Source organism: Acinetobacter yuyunsongii, assembly GCF_041021915.1.
In the GTDB taxonomy this organism is placed as follows: Bacteria; Pseudomonadota; Gammaproteobacteria; order Pseudomonadales; family Moraxellaceae; genus Acinetobacter.
This window is the reverse complement of the sequence record NZ_CP157435.1, coordinates 440028-455385: the sequence shown is the minus strand read 5'-3', so window position 1 is coordinate 455385 and position 15358 is coordinate 440028. Positions and strand designations below refer to the sequence as shown.

Annotated in this window: 16 protein-coding genes; 9 read left to right on the top strand and 7 right to left on the bottom strand. The window is 38.8% G+C overall.

Annotated elements, in window-relative coordinates; translation table 11 throughout:
• Nucleotides 1-30: 30 nt before the first annotated feature.
• From ABLB98_RS02170 to ABLB98_RS02160, 3 genes are all read right to left on the bottom strand, one after another.
• Nucleotides 31-480: an ammonium transporter gene (locus tag ABLB98_RS02170; RefSeq protein ID WP_348882677.1), complete on the bottom strand. Its 450-nt coding sequence runs from the start codon at nucleotides 478-480 to the stop codon at nucleotides 31-33.
• A 66-nt stretch (nucleotides 481-546) separates the two neighbouring features.
• A complete protein-coding gene (locus ABLB98_RS02165) occupies nucleotides 547-1527 on the bottom strand; it encodes a PIN domain-containing protein (protein ID WP_348882676.1) in 981 nt (326 codons plus the stop codon).
• A 61-nt stretch (nucleotides 1528-1588) separates the two neighbouring features.
• Nucleotides 1589-1834 (bottom strand): SlyX family protein, encoded by a 246-nt coding sequence (locus ABLB98_RS02160; RefSeq protein WP_087536336.1) that lies wholly within the window; start codon nucleotides 1832-1834, stop codon nucleotides 1589-1591.
• Between the two features lie 32 nt (nucleotides 1835-1866).
• On the opposite strand from ABLB98_RS02160, the gene ABLB98_RS02155 reads away from it, so the two are divergent.
• The gene (locus tag ABLB98_RS02155; protein WP_348882675.1) at nucleotides 1867-3774 is read left to right on the top strand and encodes an ATP-binding cassette domain-containing protein; all 1908 of its coding nucleotides are present in this window, start codon (nucleotides 1867-1869) and stop codon (nucleotides 3772-3774) included.
• A gap of 59 nt (nucleotides 3775-3833) precedes the next feature.
• Here ABLB98_RS02155 and ABLB98_RS02150 read toward each other — a convergent pair whose 3' ends face one another.
• The gene (locus ABLB98_RS02150; RefSeq protein WP_348882674.1) at nucleotides 3834-4364 is read right to left on the bottom strand and encodes an O-acetyl-ADP-ribose deacetylase; all 531 of its coding nucleotides are present in this window, start codon (nucleotides 4362-4364) and stop codon (nucleotides 3834-3836) included.
• Between the two features lie 129 nt (nucleotides 4365-4493).
• Between ABLB98_RS02150 and ABLB98_RS02145 the strand changes: the two genes are divergently transcribed.
• A complete protein-coding gene (locus ABLB98_RS02145) occupies nucleotides 4494-5429 on the top strand; it encodes a hypothetical protein (RefSeq protein WP_004659087.1) in 936 nt (311 codons plus the stop codon).
• 282 nt (nucleotides 5430-5711) lie between these two features.
• Here ABLB98_RS02145 and ABLB98_RS02140 read toward each other — a convergent pair whose 3' ends face one another.
• Nucleotides 5712-6821: an endonuclease/exonuclease/phosphatase family protein gene (locus ABLB98_RS02140; RefSeq protein ID WP_348882673.1), complete on the bottom strand. Its 1110-nt coding sequence runs from the start codon at nucleotides 6819-6821 to the stop codon at nucleotides 5712-5714.
• 189 nt (nucleotides 6822-7010) lie between these two features.
• Here ABLB98_RS02140 and asd point away from each other — a divergent pair, with 189 nt between their 5' ends.
• From asd to truA, 5 genes are all read left to right on the top strand, one after another.
• Nucleotides 7011-8129, top strand: a complete 1119-nt coding sequence (gene asd, locus ABLB98_RS02135; protein ID WP_004659097.1) for an aspartate-semialdehyde dehydrogenase — start codon at nucleotides 7011-7013, stop codon at nucleotides 8127-8129.
• A gap of 141 nt (nucleotides 8130-8270) precedes the next feature.
• Nucleotides 8271-9773 carry a FimV domain-containing protein gene (locus ABLB98_RS02130; protein ID WP_348882672.1) on the top strand — a complete coding sequence of 501 codons (1503 nt, stop codon included), beginning with the start codon at nucleotides 8271-8273 and terminating at the stop codon, nucleotides 9771-9773.
• Between the two features lie 61 nt (nucleotides 9774-9834).
• Nucleotides 9835-11025 (top strand): FimV domain-containing protein, encoded by a 1191-nt coding sequence (locus ABLB98_RS02125; protein WP_348882671.1) that lies wholly within the window; start codon nucleotides 9835-9837, stop codon nucleotides 11023-11025.
• A gap of 44 nt (nucleotides 11026-11069) precedes the next feature.
• Nucleotides 11070-12038: an asparaginase domain-containing protein gene (locus ABLB98_RS02120; RefSeq protein WP_348882670.1), complete on the top strand. Its 969-nt coding sequence runs from the start codon at nucleotides 11070-11072 to the stop codon at nucleotides 12036-12038.
• A gap of 16 nt (nucleotides 12039-12054) precedes the next feature.
• On the top strand, nucleotides 12055-12852 hold the full coding sequence (truA, locus tag ABLB98_RS02115; protein ID WP_087542941.1) for a tRNA pseudouridine(38-40) synthase TruA: 798 nt from the start codon (nucleotides 12055-12057) through the stop codon (nucleotides 12850-12852).
• A 41-nt stretch (nucleotides 12853-12893) separates the two neighbouring features.
• Here truA and ABLB98_RS02110 read toward each other — a convergent pair whose 3' ends face one another.
• Complete coding sequence (locus ABLB98_RS02110; RefSeq protein WP_087542943.1) at nucleotides 12894-13901, bottom strand: AraC family transcriptional regulator; 1008 nt, start codon at nucleotides 13899-13901, stop codon at nucleotides 12894-12896.
• Between the two features lie 229 nt (nucleotides 13902-14130).
• Between ABLB98_RS02110 and infA the strand changes: the two genes are divergently transcribed.
• Nucleotides 14131-14352, top strand: a complete 222-nt coding sequence (gene infA / locus ABLB98_RS02105) for a translation initiation factor IF-1 (protein WP_001284370.1) — start codon at nucleotides 14131-14133, stop codon at nucleotides 14350-14352.
• A 61-nt stretch (nucleotides 14353-14413) separates the two neighbouring features.
• On the opposite strand, the gene ABLB98_RS02100 is transcribed toward infA, so the two are convergent.
• The gene (locus ABLB98_RS02100) at nucleotides 14414-14785 is read right to left on the bottom strand and encodes a lysozyme inhibitor LprI family protein (protein WP_004659107.1); all 372 of its coding nucleotides are present in this window, start codon (nucleotides 14783-14785) and stop codon (nucleotides 14414-14416) included.
• 189 nt (nucleotides 14786-14974) lie between these two features.
• On the opposite strand from ABLB98_RS02100, the gene ABLB98_RS02095 reads away from it, so the two are divergent.
• A complete protein-coding gene (locus tag ABLB98_RS02095) occupies nucleotides 14975-15355 on the top strand; it encodes a hypothetical protein (protein WP_348882669.1) in 381 nt (126 codons plus the stop codon).
• Nucleotides 15356-15358 lie beyond the last annotated feature (3 nt).

The window sequence follows — 15358 nt, the reverse complement described above, 5'->3', positions numbered from 1 at the left end:
AAATCGTTTTTCCTATAATTAATCAAATAATTAGCGCTGAGCTAATTCATGTAAATATGCTTTCATTACTTCAAGCTGAGTGGCTCTTAAATCAGTTTCTTCATCCCAATATAGCCCGACACAGTTTGCCTGCATATCAATAGCATAAACTCCTTTTAATGCAATGGGTAAATCATTAAATTTCTGATCACCCTGCACCACCTGAAGTTTTCCATCAACCACGCGCGCCCGCATAAGTGCTAAGCGAGCATCCGGAATAAGCACACTATAATAAGCAACCATGCTGGCACGCTTTTCCGATGCCATTGGAATTTTCGTCCACTCAGGCGCAACGATGAGTCGTGGGTGTAATCCCATTTTGCGAGCTTGATCGCGCATTAAACCGAGTGCTTTTTCTCTTGGACTCACACGTAAGCCAAAAATAGAGCCAAGTACAAATAGCACAATGGCAACAGTTATCCAAATTCCAACATTACTCATTAAAGGTGCCCAAAACTTCCTTTTATTAGCGTTACATAAGTTGAATGAAAAAGGCAAGTTCCAAATTTAAGGCATCAACAATCTTGGGCTATATTCAATCTCTCTCTGATTCACTTTTAACCATTGGTTATGTTCTAAACGATTCAATAAGTCTTCAGCATTTTGTTCAGGAAAATTTTGTTTTAAGAGCAAAGTAAAGCCCGCCACATATTTAGGACGTAAGTGTGCAGCAACATTTAATCTTCTCGCTAAAGTTAAACGAATATTTTCCAAATCAAATGAAGTATGGTCTTTCTGAATGATTGGCAATAACATTTGGTTTTGCCCAACTTGCTCTTTTTTCTTTTCATTCTCAATCATTTCTGGCAGAACCAAGTTCGCCCATACCATTAGATTTTTTTCAAAATAAATGACTTTTAAATCATCCTTTTGAATAATTTTATAATTCATCAATAAACTAAAGATTAAATTTTCATCAACCTGTTCTCCTTGTACTTTTGTTCGAATTGTATTTTTTAAACTCTCAATTTTTGTTGGTTTATTGGTTGGAATTTTTGATAAATATTCACAGAATTTTTTAAAAACAACCAAATGTGGACGTTGAGAAAATTGTTCGACATCAGGAATGACTGTTGTAGGTTCTTCAAGTGAAACTGGTTTTAATATTTCTCTTGACTGTTCAATCACTGTTTTTAATTGTGTTGCCTGAAAACCCATAACTTTCAGTAAATCAACAATATATTCTAAAGCCCCATCATTAGACATAACATCAAAACAAGTATTTTTCTTATCCATTTGAATTGAAAGTTGCCCGGCTAAAAATGCTAATCCAAAATCGGCAGCATCTTTACCAACTTTAGGCATTTTAATAATAACTAATTTCTTTTCTACAACAAAAGGGGAAAACTTAATCAGTGCATCTAAACTTAAAGTCACAGGTGATTTTGCGTAAACTAAATATACACAAGCATAAGTTTTCAATAAGTGTAATAGCTCTTTTTCAGTTTTATGAATATTCTCAATATCCAAAAGCAAAATTTTTTTCACTTGTATCCTTAAAATATAAATTCCCCCAATTTCATCACTCTAGCCTGTCATGTCTATCTTTTCAATAATGCGGTGGTTTGTTACTCATTGGATCAAACGGTGCAATTCCTTCTGACAAGTCTGAAGACTCAACGCGTTGGTATAAAAGCTGCATTTGTTTCTTCAAAACTGCAATTTCTTGTGTCTGAATTGCGAGCTGTTGATTTAATTGTTCAACTAAATCGTCTAAAAATGCAATTCGGACTTGCAAATCTTCAATGGGTGCGGACAATGACGCGTGATCATCAAATTTTTGTGGTTTAGTCATTTCAGACCTCATCTGAACTCTTAGGAAACATTATGGCCTACATTACTTTAAGGGATGTCCATCTCGCATTTGGCGGACCTGCCCTACTCGACGGCGCGAACTTTAACCTAGAACGTGGCGAACGAGTCTGTTTAATTGGTCGTAATGGCGAAGGCAAGTCTACTTTATTAAAACTGATTGAGGGAAGTTTATTACCTGATACAGGTGAAGTTTCGATTCAAAATGGTTTAACTGTTTCAATGTTAGCCCAAGACGTGCCGATGGATTCAGGCAAAGTGGCCGATATTGTCGCTGATGGCGCAGGAGAAGCTGCAACCGTACTCAAAGCCTATCATGAAGCCAGTGATGCCTGTGTATTAGGCGATATGGAAGCCTGCGACCATATGGGCATGTTACAACACAAGCTCGATCAGCTCGATGGTTGGGCACTTGAAAACAAAGTAAATACCATTTTAGGTAAAATGGGGCTAGATCCAAATGCAGATTTAGCGGACCTATCAGGTGGACGTAAACGTCGTGTGCTCTTGGCACGTGCCCTACTTACCCAACCTGATGTGTTATTACTGGACGAACCGACAAACCATCTGGATGTTGAAAGTATTGAATGGCTAGAAAAGTTCTTACTTGATCAAAATAATCTAACTCTTTTATTTATTTCACATGACCGTTCTTTCGTAGATAGCATTGCAACACGTATTGTTGAACTCGATCGTGGTGTTTTACGTGGTTATGAAGGCAATTATTCACGCTATTTAGAGCTCAAAGCTCAGCAAATGGAAGCTGAAGAAAAACAAAATGCTTTATTTGATAAAAAATTAGCAGAAGAAGAAGCTTGGATTCGTCAAGGGATTAAAGCACGCCGTACCCGTAACGAAGGCCGTGTCCGTGCCTTAAAAGACTTACGTGAACAATCTAAAGCGCGTCGTTCACAGCAGGGCAAAGTCAGCATGGCGACACAAGAAGCTCATCGTTCTGGTAAGCTGGTGTTTGAGATTGAAAATCTAAGCGTCAGTTATGGTGAGCAGCCGTTAATTAAAGACTTCTCAGCAATCGTATTACGTGGTGATCGTATCGGTTTAGTCGGCGATAATGGTGTGGGTAAAACCACCCTGATCAAAGCGATTTTAGGTGAAATCGAACATAGCGGTGCGGTGAAAACAGGTACTCAACTGGAAGTGGCTTATTTTGACCAACTGCGTAATGCACTTGATCTTGAAAAAACCGTTATGGCGAACGTGTCGGAAGGCTCAGACTTTGTCGATGTAAATGGTAACCGTCGTCATATCTATAGTTATTTACAAGACTTTTTATTCTCACCTGAACGTGCACGTACACCTGTGAAAGCTCTTTCTGGTGGTGAGAGAAACCGTATCCTATTAGCAAAACTGTTACTCAAGCCATCGAATTTGATCGTGATGGATGAGCCAACGAATGACTTGGATATGGTGACACTTGAGTTGCTTGAAGAAATGCTGTCTGACTACAAAGGTACTTTGTTACTGATCTCGCATGACCGAGCCTTCATGGACAATGTTGTGACTTCGACTTGGGTATTCGATGGTAAGGGCAATATTGATGAGTACATTGGTGGCTATCAAGATTACTTGGAACAACGCCCTGACCAAAAAGTGGTTGATCAGAAAAGTGATGTGAAAAAAGCACAAGCCAAAGCTGAAGCAGCGGCTGCCGCAGCATCAGCACCAAAGAAGGTCAAGCTGAGTTACAAAGATCAGCGTGAGTTAGAACAACTCCCTGCTGAGATGGAAAAGCTAGAAAAAGAACAAGCCGAACTTTCAGCAAAACTTGCAGATGGTTCTTGGTTTGTCTCTGACGCTAATGCTGCAACTTTAGCGAGTCAACGTTTAGCAGAAATTGAAGAATCTTTGCTTGAGAAATTGGAACGTTGGGACATCTTAGAAAATATGTCGAAAGGCAATTAATCAGATGATGAGCATCTATCATTATATGGATAGATGCTCTATTAAAATCCAATGAATGCTTAGATTTCAAAATCATCTTTTAATGACTGATAAATATTAAAATTTTCATCATCAAAACAAACAAAAACTACTTCTTGGACTGACTGACTTTGTTTTAACTCGTCATTAATCACTTTAAACGCGATTTGAGCAGCAAGTTGTTTAGGAAACCGATAAATTCCTGTTGAAATATTTGGAAAGGCGATTGTTTTTAAACCCAGATGATCAGCGAGTTTAAAACTATTACGATAAGCATTTTCTAATAAAATTGGTTCGTTTTTCTCACCATTTAACCATGTTGGTCCAACAGTATGAATCACATATTTTGCTGGTAGATTTCCCGCGGTGGTTATCACAGCTTCACCTACTGCACAACCACCCTGTTTGGCACGGATTTTTTGACACTCTTGCAAAATCACGGCACCTCCAAGACGATGAATTGCACCATCCACCCCACCTCCACCTAAAAGTGAGGTATTTGCTGCATTGATGATAGCATCCACTGCGATTTGGGTAATATCTCCCTTAAGTATGCTTATCTGTTTCAACATGGTCTCCTGATCAAAATATTTATTTATCTATACACAAAAAGGCTGTGCTTTATCTTTTAGATTTAAAGTCGTAAAACTGACTTCATGTTACACTGCTTCAAAATTCAATATCATTCATATTTCTAGTTTATGAGCCAACAATCGTCTTATATTCCTGGTGAGTTTCAATGGGAATTTTTACTCCCTAAGTATTGGAAAATCTGGATCGCCATCACTTTTCTCATGCTCTTAGCAATCTTACCTTGGGCAATTCAATGGCGATTGGCACATGGTTTAGCCTCATTATGCTGGCACTTGCTCAAATCACGTCGAAAAACCACAATCAGAAATCTGGAAGTTTGCTTCCCAGAATGGTCTCCTGTTGAGGTTGAAGCACAAGCAAAACAAGTGTTTGTCGACATGATGTTGGGTGTATTTGAAACATTGAATGCTTGGTATTGTCCAAATTGGTTTAAAGGACGCCATAGTATTGAAGGGCTAGAGCACATCAACTCAGCCAAAGCTCAAGGCAAAGGTATCTTATTGCTAGGTACACACAGTACTTTATTGGATGCCGGTGGTTATATTTGTGCTCAATATTTTGAGCCTGATGTGGTCTATCGTCCTCAGAATAATCCGATGTTGGATATGCTGATTTATCGTTGTCGCGCAACCATTTATCAACAGCAAATTGATCATGATGATATGCGAGGCTTAGTTCGTCGCTTAAAAGATGGCGGTGCGATTTGGTATAGTCCAGACCAAGATTTTGGCTTAAAACAAGGTGTGATGGCGCCTTTTTTTGGTGTTCCTGCTGCAACTGTTACTGCACATCGTCGTCTATTAAAAATCTCCAAATCTGTTGCAATCCCGCTTTATTTTTATCGTTATGGTGATGTTCGTAATCCACAATACAAAGTTTTGATTGAGCCTATTGTTGAAAATATGCCGAGTGAAAATGAACTCGATGATGCAATTCGGGTGAATAGAATCATTGAGGCTCAATTGCGTATCGCACCAACTCAATGGATGTGGTTTCACCGTAGATTCAAAACCCGAGCAGAAGGTTACGAAAAAATTTATTAATATTTAGAGAAAATTAAAACCCGAGTTTCACATCCTGCAAAACTCGGGCAAATGAGGTTGTGCTTTCACATCTTTGTTATTATCTTGCTTCCATCGCATGCATCATATCCATAATGCATTTTCCATCTCAGCGTCGCTATCCTTAAACGGAAATCCATTCCTGCGTCCATGTGCTGATGTATTTAGAATAAATCTTTTGATCAAACTCGACTATTCGCCGTAGACTTAAATCAATGTACGATATTGCTTACATCACGATATTTACCATTTCATTCTATTGAGTCACTTATAAGGCTGAGCCAATTCATCAACAACTTGCTTGTGCTCTTGTTCTGCTTTTTCTATACCATCCCGAATCGCTTCTTGAGCCTCTTGTTCATCTTCAGCGCTTTGTTCTAGTTCTTCCTGCTGTTGCTCAAAAATACGACCCGTCTGTAAAACGACATAAATTGGAAAATGATCAGAACCTATATGAGATAAACGTTTCATTTCCACTAAGCCAAAGTCGGTACTATGAAAGATATGATCTAAAGACCAACGTAAAAGCCGATAATCTGCGTGAAAAGTATTCATGAAATAGCGACCTACCCGTGGATCTAGCAAACCACTGATTCGTTGAAATAATCGCGTGGTGCGTGACCATGCCACATCATTAAGATCCCCCATGACAATACAACTTTCATCCAAATCTTTTATTCGATCGCCAATAATTAAAAGCTCGGCATCTCTTAAAGTTGAATCTTTAGCTTCAGTTGGGCTTGGTGGTTTAGGGTGTAAACAATATAACTGTACTTGGATACCTGAACGTAATGTTACCGAAGCGTGTATAGATGGAATTTCATCACTTAAGATAAATTTCACTTCTGTATCGTGCAATGGCAAGCGACTATATAGATGCATACCATATAAGTTATCTAAAGGTACGGGCACGCGATAAGGATAATCTTGTTCAATGTGAACTAACGCATTTTGCCAACTTGAATCTGACTCTAATGTCAGCACAACATCAGGTTTTAATGTGTCTATATGCTCAAGTAATAAATGATATTTATCATTTGGCGTCAACACATTGGCAACCAGCAATGAGATTTGCTGGTTTTCATTGATTTGCTCAGGCTTAACTTTTTGAACTTGTTTTTTCCAAATCGGGGTATATGGAAGAACCATTTTCAACTGATAAGCGATTGCTGCGACCAGTCCAACAAACAGCAACTCGGTAGTCAAGGTCCATTTGGGAATGGCAAATAACATTGCAAAAAAGGAGAAGAGACCGAGTGCCAGAATCTGTAAGCGCGGAAAGTCTGCACCTCTAAACCACCACTCACCTCTGGGGATTAATGACCAAAACGAAAGCCATATAACCAATACTGCACAAATCTGAATCCATATCATGTTCATTTTTCTCGAGGGGATGTCTTAGATTCTCAATAAAGTTATGGCTTTATCAATTTTCTATCTAATACAAACAAATTATTTCACTCAATTAAATTATCGTTTTATTTACGTAAAGCTTGCAGTTGTGGTCGCTTTTGATACACTCAAACCCCTTAAAATTTTTTTGAAATACCGAGGCACAATGACATGAAAGTAGGTCTGGTCGGTTGGCGTGGGATGGTGGGTTCTGTCCTTATGCAACGTATGGTTGAAGAGAATGATTTTGCTCATATTGAGCCATTCTATTTTTCTACCAGTAATGCAGGTGGCGAAGCGCCTTCATTTGGTGGTAAGACTGCACCAGCACTTATGGATGCGTCAGACATTAACAGTCTGAAGCAAATGGATGTCATTTTAACCTGTCAAGGTGGTGATTATACATCTGAAATTTTCCCTAAGCTAAAAGCTGAAGGTTGGGATGGTTACTGGATTGATGCAGCATCTACACTACGTATGGCAGATGATGCGATCATCGTACTTGATCCAGTCAATTTAAACGTGATTAAAGATGGTTTAGTCAACGGCACTAAAACTTTCGTTGGCGGTAACTGTACAGTTTCTTTAATGTTGATGGGTTTAGGCTCTCTGTTCCAAAATAATTTAGTGGAATGGGCAACTTCGATGACTTATCAAGCAGCTTCTGGTGCGGGCGCGCAAAACATGCGTGAATTGATCACTGGAATGGGCTATTTATATAACAATACTAAAACGTTATTGGATGATCCAAAATCTGCAATTCTTGATATTGACCGTCAAATTGCCGAGTTGCAACGTGGCGAAGGTTTTCCAAAGTCTAACTTTGGTGTGCCATTAGCAGGTTCATTGATCCCATATATCGATAAACAGCTTGAAAGTGGTCAGTCAAAAGAGGAATGGAAAGGTCAAGTTGAAACCAACAAGATCTTAGGCAATCAACAGATTGTTCCTATTGATGGTCATTGTGTTCGTATTGGTGCAATGCGTTGTCACTCTCAAGCCATTACTTTGAAGTTGAAAAAAGATGTTGCGCTTGATGAAATCGAAGATATGATTCGTCAATCAAGCCAATGGGCGAAAGTAGTTCCAAATACCCGTGAAGCCTCTATGACTGACCTTACTCCTGTTGCTGTGACGGGTACTTTAACAGTTCCAGTTGGTCGTTTACGTAAGCTCAATATGGGTAAAGAATATTTAGGTGCATTTACAGTAGGCGATCAGCTACTTTGGGGTGCTGCTGAACCTTTACGTCGTATGCTTCGTATTTTGGTTGAATACAAGAACGCTTAAGCAAAAACATTTAAAAAACAAAAGCCGATCACATTTGATCGGCTTTTGTTTTTTATCAAACATGAATATTTTACAATTCATTTACATCACGGTAATGTATACTTTTGAATTGACTAAAACATCACTTTTTCATGGATCGAGATGACTGTTTATAACAAATTAAAAGTTGCCATTTTAGCCATCATTTCTTCGCAACACCTTTATGCGATTACACTCGATCCATTGCAAATCCAATCTGCACCTGGTGAATTACTCTACGCAGAAATGAGTTTTCATCAAGCTGATCCTACCGCAAAATTAGATGTAGGCTTAGCAACACCTGAAGATCTTTTAATGATGGGTGCTGCTCATCAGCCTCCGAGTGGCCTAAATTTTTATACACGTCGCAATTCACAAGGTGAAGGGGTGATTGTGATCACTTCTACACGTCCAATGACAGACAGTGAACTTAATATTATTCTTAAAATACAAGAAAGTGGTGCATCACATTTAAAGCATATTAAGCAACCTATAGGACAAAGTTCGAGAGCGATATCCGCTAAAGCAGCTGCGAATGAAAAAACACTTTCACCTAAATATATTGTCAGTGAAAAAGATATTGCGCTCAATTTACCCGAAAGCACTCGCTTCAGTTCACCGATTGCAACAAATGTAAAAGAGCTTAATTTAAAGCAAGAAAATTTATTAAATGTCTCCTCAGCTTTACCACCCATATTAAATAGCTCACAATCAAAGCAAAGCTCTCCAGTAGCAATATCCGTTGTTACAACGCCGATACCAAGCCAAAATCAGGACACTGCAACTGCAAAAATTAGCCCTAAAATCGAAACAAATAATATAAATACGACTGCACCAGTAAAAGTTGAATCAAATCCAACGCCTACCATGACTAAACAGCCTATTGTTCAAGTCGCAGCTCAGCCAGTTCAAACTGCGAGTCAACCACCAACACCAATCGAAAAAAAATCAAAACCACTCGATACAAAGCCAGCCGAACCACAAGAGAAATTTAAAAAACAACAACCTACACAAACTGCACAACAAGCTAAAAAGAAAGCACCTGCCACAAATAGCAATTCCATGACTGCATCTAATAACTCAGCTCAACAGCATGTCGTGCAGCGTAATGAATCTTTGTGGAGTATTGCGCAACAAATCGCATCACAAACACAACAGCCTGTTGCTAAAGTTATGAATCAGATCAAAGCACAGAATGAGCATGCTTTTATTGGTGGCAATGCAAATCATTTAAGACAAGGGTCTCGTTTAAATTTCAATCTAAATACAACACCATCTCGTCAGAATACAGCTATAAATCAAATAGCAGCACAGACAACACATCCTCGATCAGGTCAAGCCAAATATCGCCTGCAGCAAGCTGAAATGTCACTGGTCGCTGAAAGTAACCAAGATTCAAGCAATGGAAGTGCGAAAAAAGACACATTACAGCAAAAAACCAGTGCAGATTTATCATTAAAAGTTATGACAGCACGAGAAAAAACCGTTACATTACAAAGAAACGTAACACAGTTAGAATTGGCATTACGCAATAAGGAACAACGTATTCAGCTATTAAATGCTCGGCTTGCAGAGTTACAAGATCAGTTGAAAGTGCAGCAGGAAACTAAAAAGCCAACACGCTAGGTTACGAGAAGATTCTCATAAATTTGCAACAAAGCGGCTCTATCTTTAAGGGGTATAGATCATGTCAACTATAATAATTGTACTGCTAATCGTCGTATTAGTTGTTGCAATCGTTTTAAAAAAACGCAGTGACAACCAAACTACTGCAACATCTAAAAAAGGTGCTACAGCAAAATCAGCGAAGAAAGCAGCTACAACTAAAACTTCACGTACGACATTAGCACGTGAAGAACAAGAATCTGTTCCAGCCGCCGCAACCGCGATTCCAGAGTCTTTACGCCAGAAAATTGAACAGCAAATTCAAAGCGGCAATTATCAAAGCGCAGAAGCACAAATCAATCAGATTTTAAAACAAGATAACTCCCAACATGAGTTATATTTATTTCTCCTTGATATTCACTTAGCTCAAAAAGATGATTTTGCAATTGATCAATTGATCAAACATATTCATGCTTTGAAACTTGATGATATTGCTCAAGCTGCTGAAGCAAAACAACGTGAATATGAAAAAAATAAACAACCTGATGCAATTAAGTTCAATTCAGGCTCAAGCCATTTCCTGCAAACCATTACATCAGATAGTTTAGCAAAAGAGCAAAACAACGCAGATTTTGACGCATTAGCGGCATCAAAAACGTCACAATCATTTGATGATTTACAATCTGGATATGTTGCACCAGCAGAAGAAGCTAAACCAGTTGAACCAGTCCCAGAAGTTCAGCCATTAGATTTTAATTTTTCCTTTGAGAAAAAGGAAACAACCGAAGCTACGCCAACAATCGAGCAACAAGAGAATAAAGAGCCTGCTCCTTTAGAATTCTCATTCAATTTAGACGCTGCACCTGCAACTTCTCCTGTAGTTGAAGAAGCAAAGCCTGAATTAGATTTCAATTTTTCAAACTTAGAAGTTACAGAACAAAAAACTGAAGCAGCGCCAACGTTAGATTTTAGTTTTGAACCGACAGAAAACAAGCAAGTTGAAGTTACAGAAACAGTTACAGAATCAGTTGTTGAACTTGAACCTGTTCAAACCTCGCTTCAAACTACATCTGTTGCAATCAATGACCCTCTTGTACAATCATTTCCTGATTTACAACAGCTTGATGAAGCACAGCTCAATTTAGAACTTGCTGAGCAATATATTGAATTGGGCGCTTATGATTCTGCACGTGAATTATTAAAAAATAGCCCGTCATTTAATGCAGAGCAACAACAACATTCACAAAGTTTACTGAATAAAATAGCTTCCTGAATTTGATCGGTCTAATATAAGCAGTCTCTCAGACTGCTTTTTTTATGATGAAAAAAATCGCTTTAATTTATATGGGTGGGACGTTTGGTTGCGTTGGCGAACCATTGATGCCGATGCCAGAACAGGATTTTCTACCTTTACTAGCTAAGATCATTCCACCTCATTTACAGGTCGAATGCTTCGCTGCGCCTAGTATCAAAGACAGTAGTGCCTGCACCGCAACGGATTGGCTAAAGTTGGTACAACAAATCCAGCAATTGCAACTCAATGGTTTTCAACATTTTGTCATTATTCATGGGACAGATACTTTAAGTTACGCTGCAGCAACACTTGCTCGTTTCTTGGGACATTCTTGTCATGCCATCATTACAGGTAGCCAATACCCATTATTGAATGTTGAAGGCAATGATACCCGTGAATTTACAGATGCCACAGGCAACCTATATTTAGCATTAGAGCAAGTCCTCTCTTTGCCAACGGGTGTTTATCTGGCGTTCCATGAACAAGTTTTTCACGCACAAACGACCTTAAAAGCACATACCACTGAGTTGGATGCTTTCGTCGGTGTTAAAGCAGATCAAAGATGTCAAACCACAGCAGATTTTCTTGTTGTTCAAAATGAATATATTCAGCAAGCAACTGAACTCAGCATCCTAAATTTGATGTTGCAGCCGATTGCAAAAGAACAACTCATTCTACAGTTAAAAAATATTCTGCTTAACCCACCAAATTTCTTGATTCTACAAGGATTTGGCACAGGCAATATTGCAGTAAATGACGAAATTCTGATACTGTTTGAGCAACTGTATCAAAAAAAATGTCTGCCTATCATCAGCACCCAAGTGACCTTTGGGCAACTAGATCAACGCTATGCCGTCAGTTCATGGATTCAATCTGCCAAAGTTTTAATCAATGATTGCCATAGCCATGCTGATTTATATGCAAAAGTCTTGCAAATCTATTTAAAATATCCGAGCCACGAACAATGGTTCGCGAATTGGCATCAGCATTAATATTTGAGGTTAAAACATGCAACGTTATGCAATCGGTATTGAATTTTGTGGCACGCAATACCGTGGTTGGCAAACCCAGCAGCCTGGCGTTGTAACTGTTCAAGAGACCATCGAGAAAGTACTGAGCCGTATTGCCAATGAGCCCATTATTTTGCATGGTGCTGGACGAACTGATGCTGGTGTACATGCAACCAATATGGTGGCTCATTTCGACACCGAAGCCATTCGCCCAGAGCAAGGTTGGATTCGTGGCACCAATAGTCAACTTCCAAAAGATATTTCAATTCAATGGATTAAATGCATGGATGAGAACTTCCATGCACGGTTCAAAGCCACTGCACGACGTTATCGTTATGTCGTCTATAACGCACCCACCCGTCCTGCACTATTGTATAAACAAGTCACTCATCTTTATCAAAAATTAGATGTACCGAAGATGATTGTCGCTGCAGCAAAATTTGAGGGAACGCATAACTTCGAGACCTTCCGAGCTGCTGCCTGTCAATCCAATCAACCCATACGTCATGTAAAACACTGCCGTCTATTTGAACATGGACGCTATTTAGTATTAGATATTCAAGCCGATGGATTTTTACATCATATGGTACGCAATATCATGGGATGTTTACTAGAAATCGGACAAGGTATGTACGAGATTGATCATATCGATACCATGTTTGCCGCAGAAGACCGTACAGCGGCAGGCATCACCGCCCCACCTGATGGTTTATATTTTATTCAGTCCTATTATCCTGATGAGTTTGATTTACCACAGCTGCCTTTAGGTCCCCAATGGTTAAATCTGCCTGAATAAAAAAAGCCTTATCGGGAGATAAGGCTTTTTTCTTAGAAAAATTAACGCTGTTTACGCTTACGATATTCGACAGGGGTTTCATTCGTCCAACGCTTAAATGCACGATAGAACGTACTTGGTTCAGAAAAACCCGTTAAATACACAATTCTTTCTACACTTTCATTGGTATTCGCCAATAATTTCTTCGCTAGGCGGCAACGATAATCTGAAAGGATTTGCTGGAAGCTTGTATTCGCCTCGCTAAGCTGTGTTCTTAAGCGTCGTGGCGTGATGCTTAATTGAGCTGCAACTGTTTCTAACGTAGTTTCACCACTTTCTAAAGTTGAACCAATGGCACGGCGAACTTCACCAACCAAATCATACCGTGCAAGCTCTTGTAATTTCTCAATCGCTAGTTGTTCATGTAATTGTAGTAGTTCTGGTTCAGCTTGCCATAATGGATAATCAAGCACGGCATCATCAAAATAAAGGCGGGTTTCTTTTTGACCCAGACTGACAGGACAGCCATATACTCGGAAATATTCATCATCATCAGCACCATCACTAAAATTAAAGTCGATGTAAATTGGCTGAAACTGACCTTCAGTAATAAATTTAAAGAAACGTAAGATGCCCGACATCGCACATTCAGAGAAATGGCGATTGACTAAATTATCTGACCAAAACTGTTCACCGTTGGTGAGATAACAACGACCATCTTCAACTACGAGTTTTGCATCAAAAGCATCACTGATCAAACGCTGATAAGCTAAAGCTCGTTTTAGACCCTCACCAAATGTTTCACTACTAATAAATAGATGCTCAATCACCTGACCACGATAGAGTGGTAAATGCTCACCTAAATGCAATCCAATATCAGGATCATTGCTGACTTCCTGTGCAGCAATCCAAAATGCATTTTGCGCACTTAATGGCGTTCTGGCATTGGTATCAATTTGATTTAGCGCTACCCCTGCTTTTGTTAGAATCTCTTCAGTTGGCAATCCCGCTTTACGAATTGCCTGATAACCAAAGCGCAATACAACTGATGCATCTGTTAACTGACCCACTCAGTGCCCTTCCCTGTAGATACGTTCTTGTAACAATAACAACAATTTTAGATTAACGTTGATTGACCAAACTGACAACAATATTCTGCTTCTTTTGTTAAAAAAGATTGTCAATTGTCCGACAGTTTTTATGAATAAAGATCTAAAAGGTTTACATACGCTTCACCTTGTAAAATTCAAATAAATTGACTATAATTTGCCCCTTTCCAATTTGATCATCAGGTAGGCTATGGCCAATAAAGAGGAACTCATTGAGTTCGAAGGCGTTGTCACCGAAACGCTTCCTAATACGATGTTCCGTGTACGTTTAGAAAACGGTCACGAAGTTATTGCTCACATTTCTGGTAAAATGCGCAAACACTATATCCGTATTTTGACGGGTGACAGTGTAAAAGTAGAAATGACACCTTATGACTTAACAAAGGGTCGTATCACTTATCGCGCGCGCTAAGAGATTCGTGAATGCAAAAAAGCCACATTTTGTTTGTGGCTTTTTTTATGCTTGATTCTTATTACTCACTCAAACGTGTTGTTTTACACCCTACCGTTTGACACTCACGTAATCTTTCCTCTAACCAATGATTACGCTCTTGTGTCGTCGTAAGTCTACATTGCACGCTTACGCTATTTTTTTGATCATCAGTACATTCTGCATCTCGATGATGAATCCATGCGAGCTGGGACTTTTTAAGAATCTTTTGTTGTGTCTCATTGAGTTGGTGACGTAATTGCTGGTAATTTTTATTTAAATCAGCATCAGCACTCGCATAAATTTTATTCGTGCAATAAATATCATCATACGTATTGCGTGCCTTATCACAATTATCTGCATGACTGAATGTTGCTAAAGCGCCACACATCAGTCCAAATATAAATTTGTGCATCAAGTTTTCTCAATCGCTTAATATCCTATCTATCTAAGCACATTTGAACTCAATTGAATATTGCCTAAAAATAGACTAGTTTGTATATTTTTATCAATTCACACAAATGAACTCGACACCAACATAATTTAAGGATTGAATAAACATAGATGAGAGGATAAGGATTAATCAAAATAAAAATTTAAGTATTTGTTATTTCTAATCATATTATCTTTACAAGCATGTACCACTGCATACCAAAATCGAACCAGCCTACCTGATTATTTACAACTTTTTATCGGGCAATCTGCAACCATAATCCAACAGCCGTTCGATTTAAAACCTCTAGGTTTTCAGACTATCGCCCAACCAATCAAACAAAGCAATCAGCTGATTTACACTGTCATTCGCCCAATTCGTATTCCTATTCCTATCGCTCAATCGGCTGAACTTGGTGCTCAAAATATACCAATTCAAAGTGCTGGCAATACAGATAGTACTTATGATCTCAATTTAAAATGTCACATCATTTTTGAGCTAGACCAACAACAAATTGCTTGCTCTATTCGCTATGAAGGCAAGGCTTGTTAGTTC

What these genes read in the sequence shown, in the direction of transcription:
- ABLB98_RS02120 (WP_348882670.1), top strand. Translation starts at nt 11,070, where the DNA reads ATGATGAAAAAAATCGCTTTAATTTATATGGGTGGGACGTTTGGTTGC.
- ABLB98_RS02170 (WP_348882677.1), bottom strand. Translation starts at nt 480, where the DNA reads ATGAGTAATGTTGGAATTTGGATAACTGTTGCCATTGTGCTATTTGTA.
- truA (WP_087542941.1), top strand. Translation starts at nt 12,055, where the DNA reads ATGCAACGTTATGCAATCGGTATTGAATTTTGTGGCACGCAATACCGT.
- infA (WP_001284370.1), top strand. Translation starts at nt 14,131, where the DNA reads ATGGCCAATAAAGAGGAACTCATTGAGTTCGAAGGCGTTGTCACCGAA.
- ABLB98_RS02130 (WP_348882672.1), top strand. Translation starts at nt 8,271, where the DNA reads ATGACTGTTTATAACAAATTAAAAGTTGCCATTTTAGCCATCATTTCT.
- ABLB98_RS02140 (WP_348882673.1), bottom strand. Translation starts at nt 6,821, where the DNA reads ATGATATGGATTCAGATTTGTGCAGTATTGGTTATATGGCTTTCGTTT.
- ABLB98_RS02125 (WP_348882671.1), top strand. Translation starts at nt 9,835, where the DNA reads ATGTCAACTATAATAATTGTACTGCTAATCGTCGTATTAGTTGTTGCA.
- asd (WP_004659097.1), top strand. Translation starts at nt 7,011, where the DNA reads ATGAAAGTAGGTCTGGTCGGTTGGCGTGGGATGGTGGGTTCTGTCCTT.
- ABLB98_RS02150 (WP_348882674.1), bottom strand. Translation starts at nt 4,364, where the DNA reads ATGTTGAAACAGATAAGCATACTTAAGGGAGATATTACCCAAATCGCA.
- ABLB98_RS02155 (WP_348882675.1), top strand. Translation starts at nt 1,867, where the DNA reads ATGGCCTACATTACTTTAAGGGATGTCCATCTCGCATTTGGCGGACCT.
- ABLB98_RS02160 (WP_087536336.1), bottom strand. Translation starts at nt 1,834, where the DNA reads ATGACTAAACCACAAAAATTTGATGATCACGCGTCATTGTCCGCACCC.
- ABLB98_RS02100 (WP_004659107.1), bottom strand. Translation starts at nt 14,785, where the DNA reads ATGCACAAATTTATATTTGGACTGATGTGTGGCGCTTTAGCAACATTC.
- ABLB98_RS02145 (WP_004659087.1), top strand. Translation starts at nt 4,494, where the DNA reads ATGAGCCAACAATCGTCTTATATTCCTGGTGAGTTTCAATGGGAATTT.